Origin of the sequence: Streptomyces showdoensis, from assembly GCF_039535475.1 — a bacterium.
Classification (GTDB): Bacteria; Actinomycetota; Actinomycetes; order Streptomycetales; family Streptomycetaceae; genus Streptomyces; species Streptomyces showdoensis.
The window spans coordinates 1-26,413 of the sequence record NZ_BAAAXG010000004.1 but is presented as its reverse complement, the minus strand read 5'-3'; the positions used below and the strand labels follow the sequence as shown (position 1 = coordinate 26,413).

Sequence of the window (26,413 nt, the reverse complement as noted above, 5' to 3'; positions counted from 1 at the left end):
TTGGCCTCAAGGCCCGTGACGGCGAGGGCCCGTAACCCCGTGACCGCGTGCCGCGAGGTCAGCGCGGGACGACGACGACCGCGTTGCCGACCTTGCGCTCGACGGACGCGGCCGCCTGCCAGCTGTCCATGGGGCGGTTGTAGAGGGTGCCGTTGATCAGCAGGGTCGTGTCGCCCCCGGAGCCGAGGCTGAGCGCGTCCTTCGCGCCGAGCCACTTCATGACGGCCGCGGCTTCGTGGACGGTGACGCCGACGCTGGTCTGCGGCAGCCGTCCGTCGACGTTCACGAGGAGCAGCTCCCCCGAGGCCGTGACCCCGGCGAGGGTGCGGGGATGGCGCTGCACGACGCCGCTCGTCACGACGTTCGTGTCGGGGTTGAGCATCCCGTTGGCGTCGGCGTTCACCAGGATCTCCCCGTCGCGGACGAGCGCGGGGCCGCCGCCCGCCACGGCGGACAGGGCGGACCCGCTCACCGACGCGCCCTGGGAGTCCGTGATGCTCGTACCCGGCTTGAACGCCTTGCCGACCGTGCTGTGGGCGCGCAGCCAGTCCGCGCCCGCGCCGATCCCCTGCATGACGCGGCCGCCCGCGGGGACGGGGCCGCCGGCGGGCTGGCGGAGGCCGGTGACGACCCAGTTGCCGTCCATGACGACGTCCACGCTGTCGCCCGCCGCCGGAGAGGGCGTGTCGGTGCCCCATTCCGGACGGAAGACGACGATCTCGTCGGGGTCGACGCACAGCGTGTTGCGCACCGGCCGGAGTTCGAGGACGAGTTCGTCCTTCGCGTTCCTGCGGCGGTCGTCGCCGACACCGCCGCAGCCCACGTTGCGTCCGGTCGCGCGGTTGATGCCGTCGATCACCTTGACCGCGCCGTCGTGCGCGGTCACCTGGGTCCGCGTGCTGACCTCGTCGACCCGGACCCGGGCACCCGTTCCTTCGAGGAGCAGCGCGGTGCGGCCGTTGTTGGCCTCGCTGAGCAGGTCCTTGCTGCGCACGTAGAGACCCTGCGGGTCGCCGTCGTAGTCGGAGAAGGCGGGGTTGTTCGGGGAGTCGATGTCGAAGTCGGAGCCGTTGACCGCGACGAGGGCGCCGGCCGCCGCGCCCATGTCCCGCACCGTCTCCGCGCGGGCGACGTCGCTTCCGTGGACAGCCTTGAAGGTGAGGGCGGCCGACGGGTCGACCCGCACCACCCGCACCTCCCACGGGCCCGTGCTCGGGTTGCCGTCCTGCGCCGTGTAGACGGTCCGCCCGGTGAATCCGGCCGCCTGCAGGGACTTCAGCAGTGCCGCGGCGTCCGCCGAGCGATCGGGGGCGAAGGCGCCCACGCGCACCGTGTACTGGCGCGGCAGGCCCGCCCCGACGCCCGGTCCGGCCGGGAGCTCCCACGTGTCCACCCGGGCGGCGAACTGCTTGGCCTGCAGTGCGGCGACCACGGCGTCGGCGTTCTCCTTGCGGCCGGCCGACCAGGTGGAGGGCTGCTTGATGAGCACCTCGACCGACCACACGTCGGTGGCCCGGCCCTGGGTGTACTTCTCGTACGTGATCCCCTCCGCCGGCGTCTGCGCGGGCTTCGCCACGGTCACCAGGTCGTCGGGCCCCAGCGGCATGCGGCCCACCGGGGCGGTCGCCGCGGCGTCCGTGGACGCGGCATCCGTGGCGGTCGCGGGCGCAACGGTGACCAGTGCGCCCAGCGCAACGGTCAGGGCCGTGATGCGGCGTATGCGTCTCACTCTCGGAACTCCTCGAACAGGCAGGTGGAAGGGAGGCGGCAGGGCCGCGGTCGACACATGATCGACTAGGCCCGAGCGCATCCTACGAAGCCCCACCGACATGCCCACATCACCGCCATCGGTAGAGGACCGACCATTCCGTGACGGTTCCTCAGCACCGCCCCGGCCACGAAGCCGCTGGTCAGGCGCCCGTCGCGGACGTACGACCCGGTCCGTGCGGGACTTTGGTCCCGATCGGTGCCGCTTCGGCATGGGGTACGGTCGAGGTGTCGCCGCGAGGTAGAGCCTTCGGGCTCCCGGGCCGCACGTCACGTGCGGTGGGGCGACGGTCGTGTCGGTGCGAGGCGAGGAGGTGTTCGGGATGAGTCCCGAAGGAAGTCCTTGCCGCACCCTGCCGGTCGGCTGACCCAGGCGTCTCGACGCCCCTCGGGGCCCGGCCGTTCCCGGCCCGTTCCGGCAACTCCCCCGCGCCGCTCCTCCGCGACGCCTTCCCGTACGTGACCCTCTGACGGGCACCCACGCGTGTACGGGTGTGCGTGGATCCGCACGTATCGCCTTGCGCATCACCGTACCCATGGCCATGCGTACCGACGCGTGCACCGCCCGCCGTGCGTGACGCGCGTCTGCCGACGCGTGTGCCGACCCGCGCCCCGAAGCCCGAGTCGACCCGTGCGTCGACCGCGTACCCACATCACCCGTCCCTATCCGTCGCCCGGGCGCTTCGCGTCGTCCGTGCGTCCACGACCGCTCCGTGTCCCGGCGTCGCTTCGGCGTGCCCGGGGACCCGGAGGGAGGATTCGCCATGACCATGCTCACCCCTGAGAAGCTCGCTCCGCCGGGCCGGGGCACCCGTACCCGCCGCGAGCGCAAGGCAGCCGAGCTGGAGGCCCGGACCCGCCGGGTCGGCGCCCGGCTCGTCGAACTCAGCGTCCACCCCGGCGACCGCGTGCTGCGGGACCTCGGCGCCACCCGCAACGGCCTCAGCCGGGCCGAGGCCGCCGCCCGCCTGGAGCGCCACGGTGCGAACACGGTGGCCCAGGAGCGCGCGCCGCGCTGGTACGTCCAGCTCGCGAAGGCGTACGCCAACCCCTTCATCGCCGTGCTGGTCTTCCTGGCCGCCGTCATGTACTGGCAGGACCCCGCCGACCCGGGCGTCGTCATCCTGTCGGTGATGGTGCTGATCAGCGGGGTGCTGCGGTTCTGGCAGGAGTACCGCTCCGGCCGCGCCGCCGACGCGCTGAAGCAGCTCGTCACCACGACCACCGCCGTGGTGCGGAGGGCCGGCCGCAGCAGCGCGCCCACGCCCTGCGAGGTCGGCATGGACCGGGTCGTCCCCGGCGATCTCGTGAAACTGGCCGCCGGCGACCTGGTCCCGGCCGACCTGCGGCTGATCGCCGCCAAGGACCTGATGGTCTCCCAGGCCGCCCTGTCCGGCGAGTCGTTGCCGGTCGCCAAGGACGACATCCGGGGCGTCGACCACGGACAGCCGGGGACGACCGACCCGATCGGGGCCGGCAACCTCTGCCTGATGGGTACGTCGGTGACCTCCGGCACCGCCACCGGTGTCGTCGTCGCGACCGGCTCCGACACCTACTTCGGCTCGATGGCCGGCTCCCTCGTCGGCGAGCGCCCGCAGACCACCTTCGACACCGGCGTGCGCAAGGTCAGCTTCCTGCTGATCCGCTTCATGCTGGTGATGGTGCCGGTCGTCTTCGCGATCAACGGTCTGACCAAGGGCGACTGGGACGAGGCCTTCCTGTTCGCCATCGCCGTCGCCGTCGGCCTGACCCCCGAGATGCTGCCGATGGTCGTCTCCGCCAACCTGGCGCGCGGCGCCGTCGCCATGGCGAAGCGGAAGGTCGTCGTCAAGCGGCTGAACGCGATCCAGAACCTGGGCGCGATGGACGTGCTGTGCACGGACAAGACCGGCACCCTCACCGAGGACCGGATCGTCCTCGACCGCTACCTCGACGTCCACGGCGACGAGGACCGGGAGGTCCTGGAGTACGGCTACCTCAACGCGCACTTCCAGACGGGGCTGAAGAACCTCATGGACCAGGCGGTCGTCGACCGCGTCGACGAGGCCGAGGAGGTTGTCGTCGACGCGCGGTTCTCGATGGTCGACGAGATCCCCTTCGACTTCGCACGCCGGCGCATGTCCGTGGTCCTCAACCGCAACGGCCTCCTCGAAACGGACGGGCAGGACGGGCCCGCCGGGGCCCCCGAGCACATCCTGATCACCAAGGGCGCCGTCGAGGAGGTCCTCGCCCTCTGCACCCGCGTGCGGGACCGGGGCGAGACCGTCGAGCTCACGGAGCGGCTGCGGGCGCAGGTCACCCGCATCGCGCAGGACGACAACCGCCAGGGCCTGCGGGTCCTCGCGGTGGCCACCCGTACGCTGTCCTCGCCGCGGAGCGCGTACACCGTGGCGGACGAGTCGGACCTCACCCTGGTCGGCTTCCTCGCCTTCCTCGACCCGCCGAAGGCCGACGCCGCGGCCGCCCTGTCGGGTCTCGCCGACAAGGGCATCGCGGTGAAGGTGATCACCGGTGACAACGAGCTGGTGGCCGCGCGGGTCTGCGCGGACGTCGGCCTGGACGTGGGCCACGTCGTCACCGGCGCGGAACTGGACGGCCTCGACGACGCGGAGCTGCGCGAACTGACCACGCGCACCGCCGTGTTCGCCAAGGTCAACCCCGTACAGAAGGCGCGGATCGTCCGTGCCCTGCAGGCGGACGGCCACACGGTCGGCTTCCTCGGCGACGGCATCAACGACGCCGCCGCGCTGCGCGACGCCGACGTCGGCATCTCGGTCGACACGGCCGTCGACATCGCCAAGGAGTCCGCCGACATCATCCTCCTGGAGAAGGACCTCACCGTCCTCGAACAGGGCGTGATCCAGGGCCGCACGACCTTCGGCAACACCATCAAGTACATCAAGATGACCGCGTCGTCGAACTTCGGCAACGTCTTCTCGGTGCTCGTCGCCAGCGCGTTCATCCCGTTCCAGCCGATGCTCGCGATCATGCTGCTGGTGCAGAACCTGGTGTACGACATCGCCCAGCTCGCCACCCCGTGGGACCGCATGGACGAGGAGTACCTGCGCAAGCCGCGGAACTGGGACGCCAAGGGCATCGGCCGGTTCATGGTCACCATCGGCCCGATCAGCTCGATCTTCGACATCGCCATGTTCCTCGTGATGTGGCACGTGTTCGCCGCGAACACCCCGGCCGAGCAGGCGCTCTTCCAGTCCGGCTGGTTCGTCGAAGGACTGCTGTCGCAGACCCTGATCGTCCACATGATCCGCACCCGCAAGATCCCGTTCGTCCAGTCCCGCGCCTCCTGGCCGGTCATGGTGATGACGGTCCTCGCGGTGCTGACCGGCCTCTACCTCCCGTTCTCACCGCTCGCGGAGAGCCTCGGCTTCGTGGCCCTGCCGGCCGGGTACTTCCCGTGGCTGATCGGCGTACTGCTCGCGTACTGCGCCCTCACGCAGCTGGTGAAGACGCTGTACATCCGGCGCTTCGGCACCTGGCTGTAGGCCACCTCCCCGCCTCTCCCCCCGTCCCCCGCCCTCCGGAAGCCGACCCCTTCCGGAGGGCGGGGGATAGTGTCGGCGGATGGCTGACCACGAGAAGTTCGATACGGCGGTCCCCGCCTGGCAGGAGTGGCAGGACGCGCCGTGGGGGCGGCTGCGGTACGCCGTGGCCGAGGCCGACCTCGGCCGCCACCTCGACGAGGACCGCCCCCTGCGGGTCCTCGACCTCGGGGGCGGCGACGGCGGCGACGCGGTGCGGCTCGCCGCGCGCGGCCACCGGGTGACCGTCGTCGACCACGCCCCGGTCATGCTCGCGACCGCGACCCGACGCGCCGCCGCGGCGGGCCTGACCGACCGGATCACCTGCGTCGAGGCGGATGTCGCCGCGCTGCCGGACCACTTGGCGTACGGCGCCTTCGACGTCGTCCTCTGCCACAGCGTGCTGCCCTACACGCCCGACACCGAGGGAACCCTCGGCGTGGCGCTCGGCGCGCTGCGGGAGGGCGGTCTGGTGTCGGTGATCGCCATGAACCGCCACTCGGAGCCCCTGCGGGCGGCGGTGCGGACGATGGACCCCGAAGCCGTCCTCACCGCCCTGCGGGCCGACACCGTCCACACCGAGATGTTCGACGCCGAACTCCGGCTGCACACCGCGGAAGAGCTCGGCGACGCGCTCCGCGTCCTCGGCTGCTCGGAAGTGCACCACTACGGGATCCGGGTGTTCTGCGACTACATCCCGGACGACACGCTCAAGTACGACCCCGCCTACTACGCCCACCTGGAGCGGCTGGAGATCGAGACGGCCGGCCGCACCCCGTACAAGCACACGGCGAGACTGCTGCACCTGATCGGACGCCGGGGCGACTGACCGAGGCCCAGGACAGTGGCCGGGGCGTGGCCGCTCCCGCCCCGGCGCACATCAACTCCCTTCCCCGGGGCGGACCGGCGGCTCTACGATCACCCCGTGACCGGAAGCTCTCCACCAGGCGTCAGCGCCGACATCCAGAGGAGACCGTGGACGTCCCGACCTTGATCCTGTTAGGGGCGGCGGGAGGCCTGCTGCGCGGCGCACTGGACCTGTACACCCGGTTCGTCTCCTGGCAGGGCGACCGCCGCGCCTACCGGCAGTTGACCCCGGCGGAGGCCGCAGAAGGAGAGGCCCCGCGGTTCAAGGCCTACTTCGACCCCGCCGTCGACACCGCCGCGGCCCTCGTGCACAGCGTGATGGGCGCCGGGGCGGCGGTGCTGTTCGGGACCACCGGGCAGATCACCGGCGGGTACGCCGCCCTCGTCGTGGGAATCTCGGCCCCCATGCTGCTCACCCAACTGGGCCGCATCCAGTCGGTGAACGAGGCGGTGACCGGCGAACGGCAGCCCGCCGGGGCGGTCGCGGAAACCGAGGCCCCGACGGCCGTGGCCGGCGGGGCGGTGGGGGCGGGCCCCCTGAGCGACCCGGGCACCCTCGGCCGGCCGCCCCGACCCGCGTGGTCGTCCGCACTCGCCGAGGAACAGCCGGCCCCGCCCACCGCGCCGCGGGAAGGACCGCACTCCCCCGCCCGTGGCATGCGTTCGCCGGTGCGGCCCGCCACGGCGGACTCCCAGCCCCCGGCGCCCCCGAGCGGCGAACTCCCCGCGGAGCAGCCGCAGCTCCCGGACCCCCGGCGGACCGGTGACGTCCCCTTCCGCGCCGACCCGTCCGACGGAAGGGGGCCTGGCCTCGACGGTCGAGGCGCGCCACGATGGCAGCAGGGGCCGGCACTCGGGGAGGAGGGCCCGTGAACAGCCACGTACACCTGTTGAGGGAGGACCGCCCCGAGTACGAGCGCCTCCTCGACGACGTGCTCCTCGCCGCCCGGGAACGGCCGGAGCTGCGGGCCGTCGGAGAGAGGCTCGACACCGACGAGCTGCGCACCATGGCGCTGGCCGCCACCGGCCTCATCACCTCGACCGCGGCGGCCGAGTACGCGCACTACGTGAAGGTCCGCGAGGAACACCGCGACCAGGCGTCCCGGTCCGCGGCCTCCGCTGCCGCGCCGTCGTCCGGGAGGCGACGCTCGGCACCCGCCTTCCCCCGCTCCGGCGCCGGGGCCGCCGAGCGCCGCTCTGCCGCGCCCGGTCCGGGCCACCGCTTCGGGGCCGCCGTGCTGGGTGCCGGGGGCCGCGGCGTCGGCGTCTCCCCCCTGCGCTGGGCCGGGATGTCCTTCCGCCGCCGGCTGCTGGCGGCCCTGCTCGGGCTGCACGTACGCCCGGAGGAACCGAAGACGCCGAAGACGCCGAAGACCACTGAGACACGCACACCGCCCGCTTCCGAGCGGCGTGCGGTCGGCCGCACGCCCCATGCCGCGCGGCCGGCCGGGCGCGGGACCCCGGACCCCGAGGCGGCCGGAGCGGGTCTGCTCGCCGTGGCCGCGGTCCTGGTGCCGGTGCTGTCGGGTGCGGCGGCACTGGTCTTCCTGCTGATCGGCTACGTGCTGACGCTGCTCGACCCGCGGTCGTCGTTCGCGGGCGCCCTGACGGGTGCGGGCTGGTGGTTCGCGGCGCTCGCCGGGGCGGGCGTCCTCTTCGCCGCCGCCGGACTCGTCGTCACGGCCCTGCGCGCGGGCCGGCCGCCGGCGGACGACGACGAGGAGGAGGCCGAGGAGGAGGCCGAGGACCTTGAGGACGACGTGTCACGCGCCAGGGAGGCGTGGCGGAACGCTCTGCTGGAACGCGGCATCGTGCCGTTCCTGCACACCGCGCTGGATCCCCCGGACACCGGTCCCGCCCGGCACATGACGTACCGCTCGTCCGACCGCCTCCCGAATCTCGGCTACACGAGGCCGAACTTCGCGAGCGCGGGCCTGACCAGCCCGGACTTCACGAGCCCGGACTTCGCCGACACGACGGACGGGTCCCGACCCGCCTCGCCCGGGCCCGACTTCACCACGCCGGACTTCGGAGGCTCGGAACCCCGCTCGGAGTGAGGCGCTCGAAGTGAGACGGCGGCCAGGCGGCACCCCTCAGCTGGCCCACCCGAGCACGGCCCCGGCGTATCCCGGGCCGCTGCCCGGCGGGGTGCGGCCGGGACTCGTCGTGTCACTGAGCGGACTCTCGAGGGAGTCCGCGGAGCTGTTCTCGCGGATCGAGGAGCCCGACGCCCCCTGGCGAGGGCCGCCTCGCCGGGTCCGTCCATCGGCGCGTTCCACACGGCGATCCGCGACGCGTTCCGCACGCACCCGGACGTGATCTCGGGGCAGCGGCAGCTCGTCCGCACGATGGCGCCGTCGCACGGCGCGGGCAACGACGTCGTGGCGATCACCACCCTCGGCGCGGCCGAGAAGGCCATCGGCGTGATCGAGGAACAGGGCGAGGGAACCACCGCCTCCCCGGAGAATCCGCATCCCGGACCCGACGGCGAGCTCGCGCACTCCTACGTGTTCCGCGAGATCCACCACGGCCGCAAGCTGGTCAGGACCTCCGAGACCCCGCCGCACTGGGACTTCGTGGGGGACCCGGTCCCCCTCCCCGCCACTCGCCCCATGGCGACCGTGCCGCCCGGCGGCTGGGCCGCCTCGGGCGCCATCGTCCCCGAGAGCGAGACCCGGGAGCGCCTCACCGAGGCCAAGTGGAAGCACCGGAGGCGTAGCCCGGCGCCCCGCCCGGGCCCGAGCGGTAGATTGGGGGCGACTTGAGAGAAGAGCCCTCATGGACTCCCGCATCCCGCGGCTGCGCCGCAAGTTGGCGCGCATCCCCTACGCACCCCACCGGAGCCACTCCTTCGGCGAGGAGCGGCACGCGTTCCGGCTCGGCCGCCGCCTGTCCGACGCGCGGGTGGACGCCTTCGAGGCCGAGCACGACGTGGAACTCCCGCCCCCCTACCGAGACTTCCTCACCCACGTGGGCGGCAGCGGCGCATCCCCGTACTACGGTCTGATCCCACTGGAACGCTGCGGCCTCTTTACGATGGCCCCCGCGGCCGCCGCAGACGGCCCGAGGGGCTTCCACCGCGCCTACCGCCCCACCCGCGCCGGTGACCTCTTCCTGCACGTCATCGAACGGGGCTGCAGCGATCTCACCCTCATCGGCGTGACCGGCCCCCTCACCGGCCGCGTGATCATCGGCAACGCGGACGGCTTCTGGGGTCCGAACGTGTCCTCGGCCGCGGACTTCCTCGCCTGGTACGAACGCTGGCTCGACCAGATGGCTGCCGGCCGGGACAACCGAGCCCTGGAGCTCACCTCGCCCCGACTCCGGCGCCACCCGCACGAGTACCGTCTCGCGCCCAAGCTCTGACCTCACGTCCCGCGGTCTGCCCGGGCCGGTGATCCGGGAGCGCAGCCGCGTGGGCGGGCTTCGTGTCGGCTTCCTGTGGACCCTCGCCGCACTTCAGAGGGCTCCCGGCACGGTTCTGCCCGGAGCAGAACACCGCCCGCACCGGGCTCGACGATCACTACGGTCCAGTCCATGACGACGAAGACGACGGTGACGACGCGTACGGTCGAGTATCCGGCCGACGGTTTGACGATGATCGGGCACCTAGCGCTCCCGGCCGGCGTCGGCCGCCGGCCCGCGGTGCTGCTCGGGCCCGAGGGCACGGGGCTCAGCGACGTCGAGCGCCGACGGGCCGACGCCCTCGCCGAGCTGGGATACGTAGCGCTGGCCTTCGACCTTCATGGCGGGCGCTATCTGGACGACCCCGAGGAGATGCTGGCCCGTTGCCTGCCGCTGCTCGCCGATCCCGGGCGGATGCGCGGCATCGGCCACGCGGCGCTCGACGTGCTGCGCGCCGAGCCGCGGACCGATCCCGACCGGATCGCCGCCGTCGGCTACGGCACGGGCGGCGCCGTCGGGCTGGAACTCGGGCGCGACGGCGTCAGCCTGCGCGCGATCGGGACGGTCAACGGACTGACCACGGGCCGACCGGGCGAGGCGGCGCGCATCAGCTGCCCGGTGTGGGCCGGGGTCGGCTCGGAAGACCCGATCATGTCGCCCGCGCAACGGAACGCGTTCACCGCCGAGATGCAGGCCGCGGGCGTCGACTGGCGCCTCACGGTCTACGGCGGCGCCTTGCACGCCTTCCACCACCCGACGGTCGACCACCCGATCGTCCCGGGCGTCGGCTACCACCCGCGGCACGCGCAGCGCGCCTGGCGCGACGTCGTCGACCTGCTCGCGGAGTGCCTTCCCGTGACGGAGCAGGCGCACGCACAACTCCCCCGGTAGGTACCGGATGTACTGCGACAGAGCACTTGCCGCGATCGCCGCGCCGCCTACCCTCCCGAGCAGGGTCCGTCACCTGTTCGTCGCTCCTCCGAACTGCCGTCGTCGAGTCCGGCGATGACCCTGACGTCCGCTTCGGACATGCCCAGGACCCTGGCGATCTCCCGAGTGAGAAGCGGATCCGGATTGTGTCGGCCACTGCGCAGCATGTGGATGGTGGACATGGACCGTGCGGTTTCCCTCGCCATCGTCCGGACCGGGATCCCGCGCAGGTCCATCAACCCGGTGAGCACCCTTGCGAACGGGTGCGGCTCCAGCCGCCCGGCGGGGGTGACGGCAGGAGCCAGGACCACCTCGCCGACCTTGGCGTGGAACCGGATCAGCCGGTCACCGGCGAATCCGACCTTCGCGACGAAGGGCAGGCTCTCGCCACCGGCGGGACCGACCGCGCCCGGCACCGACACCTCGGTGAAAGGCGAAGGGTGGCCGTGATGGCCGGTGCCGATCTCCAGAGGAACACCCGGTTCGACGTGGCTGATCCGCCAGTCGCGGTTCCACCAGGGAAGCTCCTGCAGCACCTCGTCGAAGAAGGGCGGCAGCACCGTGAGATCCACCGGGTCCGGAGGGTTCTCCTGACCGCCCCAGATGATTCCCGGCCAGTACGTCAGTGCCGCGATCACGTCCACCGTCAGCGTGCGGTCGGCAATGTCCATGCCCGCACTCTCCCACCGGCCGACCGGGCGGCGGCCTGCGCGGCGCCCCGGGGATCCGGGGCGGCCGGTCGACCACCACCTCCGGTGGGGAGCTCCGGCGAAGAACAGCTGCGCTCGCCACTGTTCCTGCCAGCGGCGCAGAAGAGCCGCGTCGTCAACGGGAGTCAGGCACCGGCTGCCGTGCCCGGGCCAGCGCTGATCGGCGTACGGACGGGGAAGGGGTACGGGGCCTCTAGACGACCGTCGATTCGGCGAACAGCTCGCCCACCCAGTACGCGCTCGCCTCGTCCCCCTCGCCGCGCGGGGTCCCGGGGAAGAGGCGCTGCCAGGAGACGGCTCGGCTGAGGGTGGCCAGGCGGGTGGCCAGGGTGACGGCGCGGCGGAGGTCACGGAGGGGTGTGGCGGGGGTGGTCCAGGGGTCGAGGTACGCGTCGCGGAGGCGGGGCAGCACCTCGGGGCCGTAGCGCCGGCGGGCGGCGCGGGCGGGGACCAGGAGGCTGGTGAAGGGGTGGGCCACGGCGGCGTCGCCCCAGTCGAAGAAGGTGTAGCGGCCGGGGGCGGGGGCGAAGAGCTGGGCGTCGTGGAGGTCGCTGTGGTCCAGCGAGTCGGGGATGCCCGTGGCCGCGAGTTCGGCGCACCAGCCGGTCAGGCGCGGGCGCCCGTCCCTCAGCGCTCGGCGGGTGTCCGGCCCGAGCCGGGGATTGTCCTCGACGAGCGCGTCGAAGACGTGCGGCAGGTCGCCGTGGCCCGCGCCGGGGACGCCGAGGGCCGTGAGGCGGTCCGCGTACGGGGTGAGGGCCCGCTGCATCATGGCGTACTGGCCGAGGGCCGCCTCCCAGGACTCCGGGCCCGCCGCGCCCGCGTCGAGCGCCTGGCGCAGGAGCGGGCCGCCGTCGGGGAGGAGGGACCAGCCGCGGCCGGCGTCGACGGCGAGCGGGGTCACCACGTGCTCGGGGACCCAGTCGGCGAGGGCCCCGCCCAAGGCCGCCTCGAAGGCGCTTCCGGGCGGGTTGGCCTTGAACCAGACCGCGTCGCGCTCCCCCGTACCGACGCGGAAGCGGACCAGGACCGACCAGGGCCGGATCCGGACCTCGCGCGGGCCCCGTTCCCGCAGCCCGTGGCGGGCGAGCGCGCGCTCCGCCCAGCCGAGGGCGGACGCCCGCCAGACGGCGTCGTCCCAGGGGGTCACCGCGTCGGCGTACTGCCCCCGGTCGACCGTCGTCCCCGCGTCATCCCGCATCCGACGATTGCATCACCGGGGGTGGCGCGGCCGCACCCGAAATACGCCCGACCGGCGCCGAACGACGGATGCGGAGGATGCGGAGAGGCTCAGGCGTCCTGCGCCTTGGCGGCCTTCGCGGCCTTCTCGGCGTTCATCTCCTTGATGCGGACGGTCTCCTTGCGGACCTCGGCCTGGGTGGCGCGCTCCTTCTGCAGCCACTCCGGGTTCTCGTCCTTGAGCGCGTCGATCTGCTCCGTGGTCAGGGCCTCCGTGACACCGCCGCGGGCGAGGCCGGAGATGGAGATGCCCAGCTTGGCCGCCACGACGGGGCGCGGGTGCGGGCCGGTGCGGCGCAGCTCGCGCAGCCACTCCGGCGGGTCGGTCTGGAGCGCGTTGAGCTCGGCGCGGGATACGACGCCCTCGCGGAAGTCGGCGGGGGTGGCGTCGAGGTACACACCCAGCTTCTTCGCCGCGGTGGCGGGCTTCATCGTCTGGGCGGTCTGGTGCTGCGTCATGCTGACAAGAATATCGGGCGGGTGCGCCGCCGCCGACCACGGCCGGTAATCTGGGCAGGTGACAGGCTCGGACGCAACCCCCACCCCCGCCCCTTCCGCCCCCGCCTTCCGGCTCGCGTACGTGCCGGGGGTGACGCCCTCGAAATGGGTGCGGATCTGGAACGAGCGACTGCCCGACGTCCGGCTTGAGCTGCTGCAGGTCGAGGCCGCCGAGGTGGCCGGGCTGCTGCGCGAGCGGAAGGCCGACGCGGGTTTCCTGCGGCTGCCGGTCGACCGTACGGAACTGAGCGCGATCCCCCTGTACACGGAGACGACGGTCGTGGTGGTCCCCAAGGACCACGTGGTGGCCGCGGCGGACGAGGTCGGCGTCGAGGACATCGCCGACGAGATCGTGCTGCACCCGCTGGACGACACGCTGGAGTGGGAGCGGCCGCCGGGCCGTCCCGCCTTCGAGCGGCCGGCGACGACGGCGGACGCGATCGAGCTGGTGGCGGCGGGCATCGGCCTGCTCGCGGTGCCCCAGTCGCTGGCCCGGCTGCACCACCGCAAGGACCTCACGTACCGGACGCTGCACGGGACCCCGCAGTCGCAGATCGCGCTGTCGTGGCCGGAGGAGGCCACCACCGATCTGGTGGAGGACTTCATCGGGATCGTGCGCGGGCGGACGGTGAACAGCTCACGCGGCCGGCGCCCCGACGAGAAGGCCCAGAAGGCCGAGAAGGCCCAGAAGACGCAGAAGGCCGCCGGGGCGGCGAAGCCCAAGCAGGGCCAGCGGCAGGGGCAGAAGCAGGGCGGCCAGAAGCAGGGGCAGAAGCCTCAGGGCGCGGGCGGGCGGCGCAAGCCGGCCGGGGGCGCGGCCCCCAAGAGCGGACGCTCGGGGAAGCCGCGCCGCCGGCCGTAGCTCCGGCGTTCCGTCCGACGTCGGCAGTCGGATGTCGACGGTCAGACGGCCGACCAGCCGCCGTCCACGGGCAGCACGGCGCCGTTGATGTTGCTCGCCGCGTCGGAGGCGAGGAAGACGATCGCCGCCGCCTGGGCCTCGGCCTCGGCGGGCTGCCCGACGTTGCCCATGTAGGCGCCGAGCGCCTGCGGTCCGGCGGCCTCCGGGTCGACGTCGAAGCGGATGTTGGTGATCGTTCCGCCGGGCGCGACGGCGTTGGCACGGATGCCCCGGTGGCGGTAGGTCACGGCGAGCGACTTGGTCAGGCCGACGATCCCGTGCTTGGCGGCGGTGTAGGCGGCGCCCGCCGCGGAGCCGCGCAGCCCCGCCTCGGACGCGGTGAAGACGACGGCGCCGCGGCCCGCCGCGAGCATGTGCGGCAGGACGGCCCTGGTCAGCAGGAACGGCGCGGTGAGGTTGATCCGCAGCAGCCGCTCCCACTCGGCGTCCGTCACGTCGGCGACGGCGGACATGCTGTCCATGATCCCGGCGTTGTTGACGAGGACGTCGATGCCACCCTGCCCCTCGGAGCCGGGGTGCGTGAGGGCCGCGGCGACCACCCGGTCGACGACCGCCTGCTCGCTGAGGTCGCCGATGACCGCGACGGCGGCGCCTCCGGCCTTCTGGATCAGGGCGGTGACCTCGGCGGCGGACTCGGCGTTCAGGTCGGCGACGACGACCCGGGCGCCGCGTTCGGCGAAGGCGAGGGCGGTGGCGCGGCCGATGCCGGAGCCGGCTCCGGTGACGACGGCGGTGCGCCCGGCGAAGTCCTGGACGAGGCCGTTCTGGGGGCGGGTGGCGCGGAGGTCCTGGGCGTGGGGGTCCGCGGCGTGGGGGTCCTGGGCGTGGGTCATGGGGTGTTCTTTCCGTTCGTGGGTGCCGGGCCGCTCAGGCCGCGGTGCCGGCCGCCGGGGCGGGCCGCGGCTCGGCGACGGGGGCGGCGAGCGGGCGTACGGGGATGAGGGCGGCCACGGCCGCGGCGACGAGGGCCACGCCTCCGCCGATCAGCAGCGCCAGCCGGAAGCCGTTCTCGGAGGGCAGCGCGTGGCTGCCGAAGTCGGTGGTGAGCTGGGCGAGGACGACGCCGATGACGGCGGCCGACACCGAGCTGCCGATGGAGCGCATGAGGGTGTTGAAGCTGTTGGCGGACGCCGTCTCGGCCTGCGGGACGGCTCCCATGATGAGGGCGGGCATCGCGCCGTACGCGAGACCGACACCCGTGTTGCAGACGAGGGTGACGGTGAGCAGGCCCCAGGTGGTGCCCATGAGGAGCAGCGAGGAGAGGTAGCCGACGGCGATGACGAGGCTGCCGACGGCGAGGGTGACCTTGGGGCCGCGGGCGGCGGAGAGCTTGGCGCCGAGGGGGGCGAGGGCCATCATCATCAGGCCCGCCGGGGCCATCCACAGACCCATGGCCATCATCGACTGCCCGAGTCCGTAACCGGTCGCCTCGGGCAACTGCAGGAGCTGCGGGATGACGAGCGACTGCGCGTACATGGAGAAGCCGACCAGGACCGAGGCGGCGTTGGTCATCAGGACCTGCGGCCGGGCGGTGACGCGCAGGTCGACGAGCGGGTCGCGGGTGCGCAGCTCCCACCGGCCCCAGGCGAGCAGGACGACGACCGCGGCGCCGAACAGGCCGAGCGTGGTGGCGCTGCCCCAGCCCCAGCCGGAGCCCTTGGAGACGGCGAGGAGCAGGGCGACGAGTCCGCCGCCGAGGCCGAGGGCGCCGAGGACGTCGAAACGGCCGGCGGCGGGGGCGATCCGGCCGGTCGGGGCGACCAGCCACACGAGGACGCCGACGAGCAGGCTGAGGGCGGCGGCGACCCAGAACAGCACGCGCCAGCTGGCGTGCTCGGCGACGGCGGCGGAGAACGGCAGGCCGAGGGCGCCTCCGACGCCCATGGAGGCGCTCATCAGGGCGATCGAGGAGCCGAGCTTCTCGGGCGGCAGGACGTCCCGCAGGAGGCTGATGCCGAGCGGTACGACGCCCATGCCGAGCCCCTGGAGCCCGCGTCCGACGACCATCGGGGCCACCGAGCTCGACAGGGCGCAGACGACGGAGCCGGCGACGAGCGGGACGGTGGAGGCGATGAGCAGGCGCCGCTTGCCGTACATGTCGCCGAGGCGGCCGGCGACGGGGGTGGCGACTGCGGCGGCGAGCAGGGTCGCGGTGATCACCCAGGAGGCGTCGGAGGCGCTGGTGCCGAGCAGTGCGGGCAGGTCGCCGATGAGGGGGACGACGAGCGTCTGCATCAGCGCGGCGACGATGCCGGCCAGCGCGAGCACGCCGACGATGCCGCCGGCGCCTCCGGGGCGGGCGGCTGGGGTGGGGGCGGACATGGCTTCTCCTCGATCGGCGTACGCCGTGCGGCCGGACGGACGGACCACAGGCAATGTGCAACGTACACACCATATGCATCATGCACAAGCAATGCAGGCTGCATATGCTGTGTGATACGCCCCTGGAACGACCGCCCCGCCCCGACAGGACCCGGATGAACGAGATGGCTCCGAAGGCCCCCGAGGACCGGCACGACCCGAAGGAACCGAGGGACCTTCGGGACCCGAAGGACAAGCCCACGCACCTGATCGAGTTCGAGACCATGCTCCTCGGGCGCCACTCCCACCTCTACGCGCCCCGCTCGCGCGCCGCCGGATGGCACCTCGACCGCAGCGCGTACGTCCTGCTCAGCCGGATCCGCATGGACGGCCCGATGTCGATCAGCCAGCTGACCGAGGCCTTCGGCCTGGACGCCTCCACGCTCAACCGGCAGACCGCCGCGATGCTCCGCGCCGGCGTCGTCGAGCGCATCCCCGACCCGGACGGCGGCATCGCCCGCAAGTTCCGCATCACCGAGGAGGGCGAACGCCGCCTCGCATCCGACCGCACCTTCAACGTCCAGGGCCTGGAACGGGTCCTGGAGCACTGGACCGCGGAGGAGGTGGCCGCCTTCGCCGCCGCCCTCCAGCGCTTCAACCAGGACATCGAGCGCCTGGACGGACGCCCTTGGCCACGCCCCTGACGCGGTACGGCGCACCCGGCGCGGTCCGGCGCGCCACGCACGGTACGGCCGGGCGCCCTACGGGGCGAGCGGCAGCCCCGTGTAGTTCTCGGCGAGTTCGGCGGCGGCGTGCGGTGAGGTGGCGATGCGGTCGAGCTGGGACTGCTGGAGGCGGGTGTCGAGGGGGGACTGCGCCGGGTCGGTGTGGAGGGTCGTCGTCATGAAGTACGAGAAGTGTTCGGCGCGCCAGACGCGGCGGAGGCACGTGTCGGAGTAGGTGTCGAGGAGTTCGGTCGAGCCGGTCTCCTTGAGGTGGGCGAAGGCGCGGGCGAGGACGATGACGTCGGCGGCCGCCAGGTTGAGGCCCTTGGCGCCGGTCGGCGGGACGATGTGGGCCGCGTCGCCGGCGAGGAGGATCCGGCCGTAGCGCATCGGCTCGGTCACCGAACTGCGCATGGGGAGAACCGACTTCTGTGTGACGGTCCCGCGCTTCAGGCGCCAGGCGGGGTCGGCGCGGAGGGAGAGGCGGGCGTCGAGTTCGTCCCAGACGCGCTCGTCGGGCCAGTCGGCCGGGTCGGTCCCGTTGGGGACCTGGAGGTAGAGGCGGCTGACGGAGGGCGAGCGCATGCTGGCGAGGGCGAAGCCGCGTTCGGAGTGCGCGTAGATCAGCTCGTCGTACACGGGCGGGGCGTCGGCCAGGATCCCCAGCCACGAGTAGGGGTACGTGCGCTCGTAGGTGCGCCGCTCGCCTTCGGGGACCGCGTTGCGGGTGACGCCGTGGAAGCCGTCGCAGCCGACGACGTAGTCGCAGGTGAGGGTCTGCTCGCGGCCCTCGTGGGTGTAGCGGACGAGGGGACGGTCGGTGTCGGCGCCCTCGACGGCGGTGACCTCGGCCCCGAACAGGAGCGGGCCGCCCTCGGCGAGCTGGAGGGCGACGAGGTCCTTGACGACCTCGGTCTGCGCGTAGACCCAGACCCGTCGGCCGCCGGTGAGCCCGGGGAAGTCGATGCGGGCCGCGCGGCCTTCGTAGCGCAGCTCTATGCCGTCGTGGGGAATGCCCTCGGCGTCGAGGCGGCTGCCCGCGCCCGCCGCGCGCAGGGCGTCGACGGTGGCCTGTTCGAGGATGCCGGCCCGCTGGCGGCGCTCGACGTAGCCGCGGTCACGGCTCTCCAGGACGACGCTGTCGATGCCCGCCCGGTGCAGCAGCCGGGCCAGGAGCAGGCCGGAAGGGCCTCCGCCGATGATGCCGACGGTGGTGTGCATGGGTTCTCCTCGTCGTCGCGCTGGTTCTCGCGTGCGTTCTCGCGTTCGAGAGCGAAGCTGTTCACGTTGTTCGCATAGTGAAGATCTCTTCACTATGCTGCTGGGAGTGTGGGTGCGGCCGGGTGTCGGTGTCAACGGCCCGCCGCACCCCGCCGTTGCCGTGTTCACTACGGTGGACCGAAGATCCACGACGGAGACCGCATGCCACCGACGCACGACCCGACAGCAGCCCCGCCGCCCGAGGCCGTCACCCCGCTCCTGCGCGGGGTCGACGTGCTGCGCCGGCTCACCGACGCCGGCGGGCGGATGCCGGTGGGCGAGCTGGAGCGCGCCGCCGGGCTCGCCCGGTCCACGGTCGACCGGATCACCGCGACGCTCTCCCGCATGGGATACGTACGGGCCGAGGGCCGGGACGTCGTCCTCGCCCCGCGCCTGCTCGAACTCGGCAACGCCTACCTGGCCTCCGTACGCCTGCCGGACCTGCTCGGCGGCCGGGCCGACGCGCTCGCCGACGCGCTGGACGAGTCGGTGTCGCTCGCAGTGGCCGACGGGGACGGCATCCGGTTCATCCATCAGGCGACCCGGCGACGGGCGATGTCCGTGAGCTTCCGCATCGGCGATCTGCTGCCGGCCGAGCGCACCGCGCCGGGTGCTTTGTTCGCCTCCGAGTGGAACGAAAGCGCCTGGGAGGGGTGGCGGGAGCGGCGGACCGTCGATCCGGACGCGCTCGGGTTTCCCGCCGCGCCCCGGCCGGCCGGCCTGCCCGACGCCTTCGACGTACGGGTCGCCGAGGCGCGGGAACGCGGCTGGGCGCTGGACGACCAGCTGATCGAACCCGGACTCGTGGCGCTCTCGGTGCCGGTGCGCGACCACGCGGGGCGGATCGTCTGCGTGCTGAGCACCGTCAGCCACACCAGCCGCCACGACGCCGCCTCCCTGCCCGAGGCCCTGCTGCCGCACCTGCGGGACGCGGCCGCGGAGATGGAGCGGGTCCTCCGGGACGCACCGACGGCGGCTCCGGCCGCGGCGACCGGGCTCGCCTCCTGGACCGGGGCCTCCAAGCAGGAGCTGGGCCGGGAGTTCGTCGAGTCACTGGCGCGCGGGCTGACCGTGCTGACCGCGTTCGGCGAGGGCCGGCAGGCGCTGCCCCTGACGGCGGTCGCCGAGGCGACCGGGCTCGCCCGGGCCACCGCGAGGCGGGCCCTCATCACACTGGAGCACCTGGGCTGCGTGGCGCAGGACGGGCGGACGTTCCGGCTCACCCCGCGGGTGCTGTCGCTGGGCTTCCCGCCGCTGTCGCGGACCACGCTCACCCGCGTCGCCCAGCCGCATCTCGCCGACCTCGCCTCGCGGGTGCGCGAGTCCACCTCGCTGGCCGTGCTCGCGGGCGACGAGGTGCAGTACACGGGCCGGGTCGAGACCAGTCGGATCATGAACGTCCACATCACCATCGGCACCCGCTTCCCCGCGTACGCCACCTCCATGGGCCGGGTCCTGCTCGCCGGGCTCGCCCCGGAAGAACGCGCGGAACGGCTCGCACGGACCCAGCCGGCCCCGCTCACTCCGTACACGGTGACCGGCCGCGCGGAGCTCGGCGCGCTCCTGGAGGAGGTGGGACGGCAGGGGTACGCGCTGGTCGACGAGGAGCTGGAGGTCGGCCTGCGCTCGATCGCCATGCCGGTGCGCGACCGGGCGGGCTCGGTCGTCGCGGCGGTCAACGTCGCCCTGCACAGCGCCCGCAGGTCCCGCGAGGAGTGCGTGGCCGACGTCCTCCCGGAACTCGCCGCGGCGATCCGCGGCATCGAGGCGGACCTCCACGTCACGGAGCGGTTCGCCCGGGTTCCGGCGTACTGAGCGGCGCGCCGGGCGACGCGTCGTGAGGGGTCCGGGAAGGGGTGCCGGGCGGCGAAACGTGAGAGGTTCGGGAAGGGGTGCCGGGCGGCGAGACGTGAGAGGTTCGGGAAGGGGTGCCGGGAGGCGTGCCGTTCGGCGTGCCGCCGGCGGCACCGGGTTCCTCCTCCAGGACGCGCTGGGCGACGGCGAAGGCCGCGTTCGCCGCCGGGACGCCGCAGTAGACACCGGCCTGGAGGAGGGCGGCGGCGATCTCGTCGGGGGTGAGGCCGTTGCGGCGGGCGGCCCGTACGTGCAGGGCGAGTTCGTCGTGGTGGCCGTGGGCGACGAGGGCGGTGAGGGTGATCAGGCTGCGCTCGCGGCGGGAGAGGGTGGGGTCGGTCCAGATCTCGCCCCAGGCGTAGCGGGAGATGAAGTCCTGGAAACGGGCCGTGAACGGAGTCTGCCGGGCCTGGGCGCGGTCCACGTGCGCGTCGCCGAGCACGTCGCGGCGCACTTTCATTCCGCTCCGAGCGGAAGTACCGGCGAAGTGGGCACGCAGCGCTGCCAGCACCGGTTCGGGCCGTTCGGCCGGAGCGAGGTGGGAGGCGCCGGGCAGTTCGGTGAGGGCCGCGCCGGGGACGGCGTCGGCGATCTCGCGCAGGTGGGCCGGGGGCGTCGCCGGGTCCTCGCGGCCGGCGATCAGCAGGGTCGACGCGGCGATGTCGGGCAGGCGTTCGCGCAGGTCGAAGGCGGCCAGGGCGTCGCAGCAGGCCGCGTAGGCGTCGGGGTCGGCGGCCCGGTGGTCCTCGACCAGGCGCGGCACCGTGAAACCGGGCGTGAACCAGCGGGCGTCGGCCGTCGCAGCCAGCCCCGCCAGGCCCTCGCGGCGCACCGTGGCCGCCCGCTCGGTCCAGGGGGCGGAGCCGCCGAAGTGGGCGGAGGAGCAGAGGACCGCGAGCCGTTCGATCCGCTCCGGATGGTGGGCGGCCAGGTGGAGGCCGACCGCGCCGCCGAGGGAGACCCCGGCGTACGAGAAGCGGTCGGCGCCCAGCGCGTCGGCCAGGTCGAGGACGAGCCGGGCCAGATCGGCGACGGTCGCCCCCGGTCCGATCAGCCCGGCGGGCGAACGGCCGTGGCCGGGCAGGTCCCAGCGGACGACCCGGTGGGTGAGGGACAGCTCCGGGGCGACGGCGTCCCACAGGGCGGTGGAGGTCCCGAGCGAGGGCCCGAGGATCAGGACGGGCCCGGAGGCCGGGCCTTCGGCACGGTGGTACAGGCTCGCGGTGGGGGTCAACGTCGCTCCAGGGCACGGTCGGTGAGGTGTCCGGCCAGGCCGGTGGCACGGGTGGGATCGGTCAGCTCGGCCAGGTCGACGCCGGCCAGTTCCGGTACGCCGGCGGCGGCCTCGGCGAGCAGTTCGGCCAGGCCGCGCCCCTCGGCGCGGGTGCGGGCGGCGAGTTCGGTCAGCAGCGCGCGGGCCCGGGCCCGTCCGAGGAGCGGGGCGAGGACGACCGAGAGGCGTTCGGAGACGAGGAGTCCGCCGGTGACGTCCAGGTGGGCGCGCATCGCCGCCGCGTCGACGCGCAGCCCTTCGGCGAGCGCGGCGGTGTGGTGGGCGGCACCTCCGGTGAGCCGCAGCAGTTCGCGCAACGGCTCCCATTCGGCGTGCCAGGCGCCCGCGGGCCGCTCGTCCTCGGCCGGCAGACAGGCGTAGAGGCTCGCCGCGAGGTGCGGGGAGCGGCGGGCGGCCGAGGCGACGAGGATCGCGCGGACGGGATTCGCCTTGTGCGGCATGGCGGAGGATCCGCCGCCCGTCCCTTCGGCGAGTTCGGCGATCTCGGTGCGGGAGAGCGTCAGCACGTCGGTGGCGATCTTGCCCAGAGCACCGGCGGTGAGCGCGAGCGCGCCCGCGAGGTCGGCGACCGGGGTGCGCAGGGTGTGCCAGGGGATGAGGGGTACGGCGAGCCCGAGCTCGCGGGCGTACGCGGCGGGCAGCGCGGCCGCGCCCTCGGCCCCGCTGTCGGCGTCGGCGTCAATGGCGTCAATGGCGGCACAGGCATCGGCGAAGGCCGCCAAGGTCCCGGCCGCGCCGCCGAGTTGGGCGGGCAGCCCGTCCCGTACGGCGAGCAACCGGTCCCGTGCGTCGAGGACGAGCGAACGCCAGCCGGCCGCCTTCAGACCGAAGGTGGTGGGGACGGCGTGCTGCGTGAGGGTACGGCCGGGCATCGCGGTGTCGCGGTGCGCGGCGGCGAGGCCGGCCAGCGCCGATTCCGTGCGGGCGAGGTCGGCGAGGACGGCCCCGAGGGTGCGGGCGGCCACCAGCATGGCGGCCGTGTCCAGGATGTCCTGGCTGGTCGCGCCCCGGTGCACGTACGCACCCCACTCCCCCGCCGTCGCGGTGAGGTCCGCGACGAGGGGGATCACGGGATTGCCTCCGCCGCGGGCGCGCAGGGCGATCGACCGGACGTCGAAGCGGTAGGTGTCGGCCGCCGCCTCCGTGACCGCGCGGGCGGCCTCGGCGGGCGCCGCCCCGACGGCGGCCTGGGCGCGGGTGAGGGCCGCCTCGGCGTCGAGGAGGGCCCGCAGGAACGCGGCGTCACCGGTGGCGGCCTCGGCGGGCGAGCCCGCCCGCACGGGGTCGAGGAGCCCGGCGTCGAGGTCCGGCTCGGCGGTCGGGCCGGTCGGGTCGGTCACGCCAATCGGGCCGGTCGGGTCGGTCGGGCCGGTCGGGCCGGTCGGGCCGGTCACGCCAATCGGGCCGGTCGGGTCGGTCGGGCCGGTCGGGCCGGTCACGCCAATCGGGCCGGTCGGGTCGGTCGGGTCGGTCACGGGAACTCCAGGAAGACCGTCTCGCCCTCGCCCTGGAGGTGGATGTCGAAGCGGTGGGTGCGGTGGGGCTCCTCTGCGGCGATCAGCGTGGCGCGCCGCTCGGCCGGGAGCCGGTCGAGCAGGGGGTCGGGCCCGTCGGCGAGGTACGCGCGGGTGTGGAGGTGGTGCAGGAGCCCGCGGGCGAACACGACGAGGGCGATGTGGGGCTGACCGAGACTGCGGGCGGCGCCGGAGCTGCCGGGCGCCAGGGTGTGCACGGTGTAGTGGCCGTCGGCGTCGGTGGCGACGCGTCCGAACCCGGTGAAGTCCGTGCCGTTGCGGCCGAGGAACCCTCCGGTGACCGGGTCCCGGCGCAGCGATCCGGGCGCCCCGGACAGGGAGCCGTCGGGGGCGGCCTGCCAGAACTCCAGGAGCGCGTCGGGTACGGGGTCGCCCGCGCCGTCGCGGACGTATCCGTGGAGGGTGATGCGCTCGGGGTGCCCCTCGGGCGCGATCCGTTCGCCGCCGGGGAAGGGCAGGGCGTAGCCGTAGAAGGGTCCGACGGTGCTGGAGGGGGTGGGCGGCAGGGTCATGAGGTCAGCGTCCTTCCTCGGTCCAGGTGGCGGCGGGCCCGTCGAGGACGATGTCCCAGGCGTAGCCGAGGGAGAACTCCGGTGCGGACAGGCCGTGTTCGTAACGGGCGACGAGCCGTTCGCGTGCGGCGCCGTCGGTGACCGAGCGCATGATCGGGTCGTGGGCGAGGAGCGGGTCCCCGGGGAAGTACATCTGGGTGACGAGCCGCTGCGCGAACGCCGTGCCGAAGACCGAGAAGTGGATGTGGGCGGGGCGCCAGGCGTTGGTGTGGTTGCGCCAGGGGTAGGCGCCGGGCTTGATGGTGGCGAAGGCGTACCGTCCCTGATCATCCGTCAGGGTTCTGCCCACCCCGCTGAAGTGCGGGTCGAGCGGCGCCGGGTGCTGGTCGCGGAGGTGGGCGTACCGGCCCGAGGCGTTGGCCTGCCAGATCTCGATGAGCTGGCCCCGGACCGGACGGCCCTCCCGGTCCAGGAGGCGGCCGGACACGGTGATCCGCTCCCCCAGGGGCTCGCCGGTGTGCGCCCGGGTCAGGTCGCTGTCGGTCTCGGTGACGTCGGTGACCCCGAAGACGGGCCCGGTGAGCTCGACGGCGTCGGGGTCCCCCGCGCCGTCCACCGCGACGAGCGGCTGCCGGGGGTGGCGCAGGAGCGAGCTGCGGTAGGGGGCGTAGTCGCGCGGCGGGTGGTGACGGGGCGCGCCGCCGGCGGCGAGGGCCTTGTCGTAGGCGTCCTGGTGGGCGTCGATCTCGGCGTCTATGTGCGCCTGGGTGAGGTCGGCCATGGAGGCTCCTGGGGGTGGATCGGGGGCGGGGTGGTACGTGGCGGGACCGGTCGGTCCAGGGGGTTCGGGAAGTCCGCCGGGACCTGTCGGCCAGGAAAGCCCGGGAGATCCGGGAGGCCGAGGAAATCCGGGAGGCCGGGGGAAGCCGGGGCGGCCCGGGGGGGCCGGGGGAACCCGGGCGGCCCGGGAGGCCGGGGCGCTTGGGCCGGGCCCGGGTGGGGCCGGGTGGGTCCGGGTGGGGCCAGGTGGGGCCCGGCGGTCAGTCTCCGGGCCTCGGGGCGGTCGGGTTCCGGGCGTCCAGGCGGTCGGGTCCCGGCGTCGGGGAGGTCAGTCTCCCGGCGTCGGGGCGGTCAGGTCTCCCCGCGTCGGGGCCGACGGGATCCGCACCGGTGCCGCCGTCTTCTCCGCGACCTCCTGCGCCGTCACGCCCGGGGCGGTCTCGACGAGGACGAGCCCGTCGCCGGTGACGTCGAGGACGCAGAGGTCGGTGACGATGCGGTCGACGCAGGCGCGCCCGGTGAGGGGCAGATCGCACTCCTCGACGACCTTCGGGGTGCCGTCCTTGGCGGTGTGGGTCATCACGACGATGACCGTGCGGGCGCCGTGGACCAGGTCCATCGCGCCCCCGATGCCGGTGACCATGCGGCCGGGGACGGCCCAGTTGGCGAGGTCGCCGCGGGCGGAGACCTGCATGGCGCCGAGGACGGCGACGTCGATGTGACCGCCGCGGATCATGCCGAAGGAGAGGGCGGAGTCGAAGAAGGAGGCGCCGGGGAGGACGGTCACGGTCTCCTTGCCCGCGTTGATGAGGTCGGGGTCGACGTGGTCGTCGGTGGGGTAGGGACCGGTGCCGAGGATGCCGTTCTCGGATTCGAGGACGACCTCGACGCCTGCGGGGAGGTGGTTGGGGATGAGCGTCGGCAGGCCGATGCCGAGGTTGACGTACTGTCCGTCGCGCAGTTCGCGGGCGGCTCGGGCGGCCATCTGCTCGCGGTTCCAGGTCATGCCGGGCCTACTCCGTCTCTCGTACCGCGGGCGCGGAGACCGTGCGCCGCTCGATGCCCTTGGCGGCGGCCTGGGCGGGGGTGAGGGCGACGACCCGTTGGACGAAGATCCGGGGAGGTGGACCCGGTCGGGGTCGATGGCGCCGGGTTCGACCAGTTCCTCGACCTCGGCGACCGTGATCCGGCCGGCCATCGCGGCGAGCGGGTTGAAGTTGCGGGCGGAGGCGTGGAAGACGAGGTTGCCGTGCCGGTCGCCCTTGGCGGCGCGGACGAGTGCGAAGTCGGTGCGGATGGCGCGCTCCAGGACGTGCGGGACGCCGTCGAACTCCCGCACCTCCTTCGCCGGGGAGGCGAGCGCGACCCCGCCCTCGCCGTCGTAGCGCCAGGGCAGTCCGCCGTCGGCGACCTGGGTGCCGACGCCAGCGGGGGTGTAGAAGGCGGGGATGCCGCAGCCGCCGGCCCGGAGGCGTTCGGCGAGGGTGCCCTGCGGGATCAGCTCGACCTCCAGTTCGCCGCCGAGGTACTGGCGGGCGAACTCCTTGTTGGCGCCGATGTACGAGCCGGTGACGCGGGCGATGCGGCCCGCGACGAGCAGGACGGCGAGGCCGGAGTCCATGGCCCCGCAGTTGTTGGAGACGACGCCCAGGCCGCTGACGCCGCGTTCGTGCAGCGCCTGGATGAGGGACGTTCGGTACGCCACTGAGGCCGAAGCCGCCACGGCGAGCGACGCCCCGTCGGGGACGTCGGCCACCGCTTCGGCGGCGGTGGCGACCACCTTGTCCATGGGGAGGCCCTTCGTTTCGATCCGAGCGGAAGCAATACGGAAGATCGGGCGGTCGATGTCGTCGACCGTCGCAGAATTTAGTCAGTGCACTGACTAACTGCCCCGACCGGGCCATGCTGGCACCCGAACACCCTTCGTCAACGGGTCCGAACGCCGGAGCACGGCAGCGCGGGGTATCGTTCCGTGCACCCGACGACGAAAACGGCACAGGAGGCGCACCATGGCCGCGGTGGACATGACCACGCACCCCGGCATCTCGCCCGGCGACTCCAGCAGCGCGCATCACTGCTGTGACGACCATGGTCTCGGAGGAGGATCACTCCCCCAGTTCCGGCGTCCTCAACGCCCTGCTGGCCGAGCGGGCCTGGACCAGCGCACCGTGGGCGAACGGGTGGGCCTGGACCGCTCCACCATCGCCGAGGTCGTCCAGCCGGCTGACCCGCCGTCGGTCTCCTCGACAAGGTGCGCGATCCTGACGACGGCCGC

20 protein-coding genes and 4 pseudogenes are annotated in these 26,413 nt (G+C 73.7%); 11 read left to right on the top strand and 13 right to left on the bottom strand.

Annotated elements, in window-relative coordinates; translation table 11 throughout:
* Positions 1 to 58 precede the first annotated feature (58 nt).
* Positions 59 to 1,729, bottom strand: a complete 1,671-nt coding sequence (locus tag ABD981_RS02165; RefSeq protein ID WP_165590886.1) for a phosphodiester glycosidase family protein — start codon at positions 1,727 to 1,729, stop codon at positions 59 to 61.
* Positions 1,730 to 2,531: 802 nt separating this feature from the next.
* Here ABD981_RS02165 and mgtA point away from each other — a divergent pair.
* The 7 genes and pseudogenes from mgtA (at position 2,532) to ABD981_RS02130 (ending at position 10,469) form a co-directional block, all read left to right on the top strand.
* The gene (gene mgtA / locus ABD981_RS02160; RefSeq protein WP_123954122.1) at positions 2,532 to 5,270 is read left to right on the top strand and encodes a magnesium-translocating P-type ATPase; all 2,739 of its coding nucleotides are present in this window, start codon (positions 2,532 to 2,534) and stop codon (positions 5,268 to 5,270) included.
* 79 nt (positions 5,271 to 5,349) lie between these two features.
* Entirely contained in the window at positions 5,350 to 6,135 is a 786-nt protein-coding gene (locus tag ABD981_RS02155) for a methyltransferase domain-containing protein (RefSeq protein WP_046905761.1), read from the top strand.
* 146 nt (positions 6,136 to 6,281) lie between these two features.
* Positions 6,282 to 7,046 (top strand): hypothetical protein, encoded by a 765-nt coding sequence (locus tag ABD981_RS02150; protein ID WP_123954123.1) that lies wholly within the window; start codon positions 6,282 to 6,284, stop codon positions 7,044 to 7,046.
* Entirely contained in the window at positions 7,043 to 8,230 is a 1,188-nt protein-coding gene (locus ABD981_RS38740) for a hypothetical protein (RefSeq protein WP_205628104.1), read from the top strand. Before ABD981_RS02150 ends, ABD981_RS38740 begins: the two co-directional genes overlap by 4 nt.
* 10 nt (positions 8,231 to 8,240) lie before the next feature.
* Positions 8,241 to 8,938 (top strand): annotated as a pseudogene (locus ABD981_RS02140) (ferritin-like domain-containing protein).
* Positions 8,939 to 8,951: 13 nt separating this feature from the next.
* Positions 8,952 to 9,539: an SMI1/KNR4 family protein gene (locus tag ABD981_RS02135; RefSeq protein ID WP_046905762.1), complete on the top strand. Its 588-nt coding sequence runs from the start codon at positions 8,952 to 8,954 to the stop codon at positions 9,537 to 9,539.
* Positions 9,540 to 9,710: 171 nt separating this feature from the next.
* Positions 9,711 to 10,469, top strand: coding sequence for a dienelactone hydrolase family protein (locus ABD981_RS02130; RefSeq protein WP_046905763.1), 759 nt, complete (start codon positions 9,711 to 9,713; stop codon positions 10,467 to 10,469).
* A 47-nt stretch (positions 10,470 to 10,516) separates the two neighbouring features.
* On the opposite strand, the gene ABD981_RS02125 is transcribed toward ABD981_RS02130, so the two are convergent.
* The 3 genes from ABD981_RS02125 to ABD981_RS02115 all read right to left on the bottom strand — a co-directional run bounded on the left by ABD981_RS02125 (position 10,517) and on the right by ABD981_RS02115 (position 12,916).
* The gene (locus ABD981_RS02125; RefSeq protein WP_046905764.1) at positions 10,517 to 11,179 is read right to left on the bottom strand and encodes a helix-turn-helix domain-containing protein; all 663 of its coding nucleotides are present in this window, start codon (positions 11,177 to 11,179) and stop codon (positions 10,517 to 10,519) included.
* 232 nt (positions 11,180 to 11,411) lie between these two features.
* The gene (locus tag ABD981_RS02120) at positions 11,412 to 12,419 is read right to left on the bottom strand and encodes a hypothetical protein (RefSeq protein WP_046905765.1); all 1,008 of its coding nucleotides are present in this window, start codon (positions 12,417 to 12,419) and stop codon (positions 11,412 to 11,414) included.
* An 89-nt stretch (positions 12,420 to 12,508) separates the two neighbouring features.
* Positions 12,509 to 12,916, bottom strand: coding sequence for a DUF5997 family protein (locus ABD981_RS02115; RefSeq protein ID WP_046905766.1), 408 nt, complete (start codon positions 12,914 to 12,916; stop codon positions 12,509 to 12,511).
* A 58-nt stretch (positions 12,917 to 12,974) separates the two neighbouring features.
* On the opposite strand from ABD981_RS02115, the gene ABD981_RS02110 reads away from it, so the two are divergent.
* On the top strand, positions 12,975 to 13,817 hold the full coding sequence (locus tag ABD981_RS02110) for a LysR substrate-binding domain-containing protein (RefSeq protein WP_123954126.1): 843 nt from the start codon (positions 12,975 to 12,977) through the stop codon (positions 13,815 to 13,817).
* A gap of 41 nt (positions 13,818 to 13,858) precedes the next feature.
* On the opposite strand, the gene ABD981_RS02105 is transcribed toward ABD981_RS02110, so the two are convergent.
* Positions 13,859 to 14,710 carry an SDR family NAD(P)-dependent oxidoreductase gene (locus tag ABD981_RS02105; RefSeq protein WP_123954127.1) on the bottom strand — a complete coding sequence of 284 codons (852 nt, stop codon included), beginning with the start codon at positions 14,708 to 14,710 and terminating at the stop codon, positions 13,859 to 13,861.
* A 34-nt stretch (positions 14,711 to 14,744) separates the two neighbouring features.
* Positions 14,745 to 16,199: an MFS transporter gene (locus tag ABD981_RS02100; protein ID WP_046905768.1), complete on the bottom strand. Its 1,455-nt coding sequence runs from the start codon at positions 16,197 to 16,199 to the stop codon at positions 14,745 to 14,747.
* 263 nt (positions 16,200 to 16,462) lie between these two features.
* Between ABD981_RS02100 and ABD981_RS02095 the strand changes: the two genes are divergently transcribed.
* Positions 16,463 to 16,882, top strand: coding sequence for a MarR family winged helix-turn-helix transcriptional regulator (locus ABD981_RS02095; RefSeq protein WP_046905918.1), 420 nt, complete (start codon positions 16,463 to 16,465; stop codon positions 16,880 to 16,882).
* 57 nt (positions 16,883 to 16,939) lie between these two features.
* On the opposite strand, the gene ABD981_RS02090 is transcribed toward ABD981_RS02095, so the two are convergent.
* Positions 16,940 to 18,124, bottom strand: a complete 1,185-nt coding sequence (locus ABD981_RS02090) for a 4-hydroxybenzoate 3-monooxygenase (protein ID WP_046905769.1) — start codon at positions 18,122 to 18,124, stop codon at positions 16,940 to 16,942.
* A gap of 201 nt (positions 18,125 to 18,325) precedes the next feature.
* Here ABD981_RS02090 and ABD981_RS02085 point away from each other — a divergent pair, with 201 nt between their 5' ends.
* Positions 18,326 to 19,978 (top strand): IclR family transcriptional regulator domain-containing protein, encoded by a 1,653-nt coding sequence (locus ABD981_RS02085; protein ID WP_046905770.1) that lies wholly within the window; start codon positions 18,326 to 18,328, stop codon positions 19,976 to 19,978.
* 157 nt (positions 19,979 to 20,135) lie between these two features.
* Here ABD981_RS02085 and pcaDC read toward each other — a convergent pair.
* From pcaDC to ABD981_RS02055, 6 genes and pseudogenes are all read right to left on the bottom strand, one after another.
* Positions 20,136 to 21,251 (bottom strand): annotated as a pseudogene (pcaDC, locus tag ABD981_RS02080) (bifunctional 3-oxoadipate enol-lactonase/4-carboxymuconolactone decarboxylase PcaDC); the annotation flags it as partial.
* Positions 21,248 to 22,651 carry a 3-carboxy-cis,cis-muconate cycloisomerase gene (gene pcaB, locus ABD981_RS02075; protein WP_046905920.1) on the bottom strand — a complete coding sequence of 468 codons (1,404 nt, stop codon included), beginning with the start codon at positions 22,649 to 22,651 and terminating at the stop codon, positions 21,248 to 21,250. The pseudogene pcaDC and the gene pcaB, both read right to left, overlap by 4 nt.
* Positions 22,652 to 22,782: 131 nt before the next feature.
* Positions 22,783 to 23,358, bottom strand: coding sequence for a protocatechuate 3,4-dioxygenase subunit alpha (pcaG, locus tag ABD981_RS02070; protein ID WP_046905771.1), 576 nt, complete (start codon positions 23,356 to 23,358; stop codon positions 22,783 to 22,785).
* Positions 23,359 to 23,362: 4 nt separating this feature from the next.
* Complete coding sequence (pcaH, locus tag ABD981_RS02065) at positions 23,363 to 24,139, bottom strand: protocatechuate 3,4-dioxygenase subunit beta (protein WP_046905772.1); 777 nt, start codon at positions 24,137 to 24,139, stop codon at positions 23,363 to 23,365.
* A gap of 327 nt (positions 24,140 to 24,466) precedes the next feature.
* On the bottom strand, positions 24,467 to 25,144 hold the full coding sequence (locus tag ABD981_RS02060) for a CoA transferase subunit B (protein ID WP_046905773.1): 678 nt from the start codon (positions 25,142 to 25,144) through the stop codon (positions 24,467 to 24,469).
* Between the two features lie 162 nt (positions 25,145 to 25,306).
* Positions 25,307 to 25,927: pseudogene (locus tag ABD981_RS02055) on the bottom strand (CoA transferase subunit A); the annotation flags it as partial.
* A 220-nt stretch (positions 25,928 to 26,147) separates the two neighbouring features.
* Between ABD981_RS02055 and ABD981_RS02050 the strand changes: the two are divergent.
* Positions 26,148 to 26,413: pseudogene (locus ABD981_RS02050) on the top strand (MarR family transcriptional regulator); the annotation flags it as partial.

Coding starts and splice junctions, on each gene's coding strand:
- ABD981_RS02060 (WP_046905773.1), bottom strand. CDS start 25,144: ATGACCTGGAACCGCGAGCAGATGGCCGCCCGAGCCGCCCGCGAACTG.
- pcaG (WP_046905771.1), bottom strand. CDS start 23,358: ATGACCCTGCCGCCCACCCCCTCCAGCACCGTCGGACCCTTCTACGGC.
- ABD981_RS02130 (WP_046905763.1), top strand. CDS start 9,711: ATGACGACGAAGACGACGGTGACGACGCGTACGGTCGAGTATCCGGCC.
- ABD981_RS02120 (WP_046905765.1), bottom strand. CDS start 12,419: ATGCGGGATGACGCGGGGACGACGGTCGACCGGGGGCAGTACGCCGAC.
- ABD981_RS02115 (WP_046905766.1), bottom strand. CDS start 12,916: ATGACGCAGCACCAGACCGCCCAGACGATGAAGCCCGCCACCGCGGCG.
- ABD981_RS02090 (WP_046905769.1), bottom strand. CDS start 18,124: ATGCACACCACCGTCGGCATCATCGGCGGAGGCCCTTCCGGCCTGCTC.
- ABD981_RS02095 (WP_046905918.1), top strand. CDS start 16,463: ATGCTCCTCGGGCGCCACTCCCACCTCTACGCGCCCCGCTCGCGCGCC.
- ABD981_RS02085 (WP_046905770.1), top strand. CDS start 18,326: ATGCCACCGACGCACGACCCGACAGCAGCCCCGCCGCCCGAGGCCGTC.
- ABD981_RS02155 (WP_046905761.1), top strand. CDS start 5,350: ATGGCTGACCACGAGAAGTTCGATACGGCGGTCCCCGCCTGGCAGGAG.
- ABD981_RS02125 (WP_046905764.1), bottom strand. CDS start 11,179: ATGGACATTGCCGACCGCACGCTGACGGTGGACGTGATCGCGGCACTG.
- ABD981_RS02135 (WP_046905762.1), top strand. CDS start 8,952: ATGGACTCCCGCATCCCGCGGCTGCGCCGCAAGTTGGCGCGCATCCCC.
- ABD981_RS02105 (WP_123954127.1), bottom strand. CDS start 14,710: ATGACCCACGCCCAGGACCCCCACGCCGCGGACCCCCACGCCCAGGAC.
- pcaH (WP_046905772.1), bottom strand. CDS start 24,139: ATGGCCGACCTCACCCAGGCGCACATAGACGCCGAGATCGACGCCCAC.
- ABD981_RS02100 (WP_046905768.1), bottom strand. CDS start 16,199: ATGTCCGCCCCCACCCCAGCCGCCCGCCCCGGAGGCGCCGGCGGCATC.
- mgtA (WP_123954122.1), top strand. CDS start 2,532: ATGACCATGCTCACCCCTGAGAAGCTCGCTCCGCCGGGCCGGGGCACC.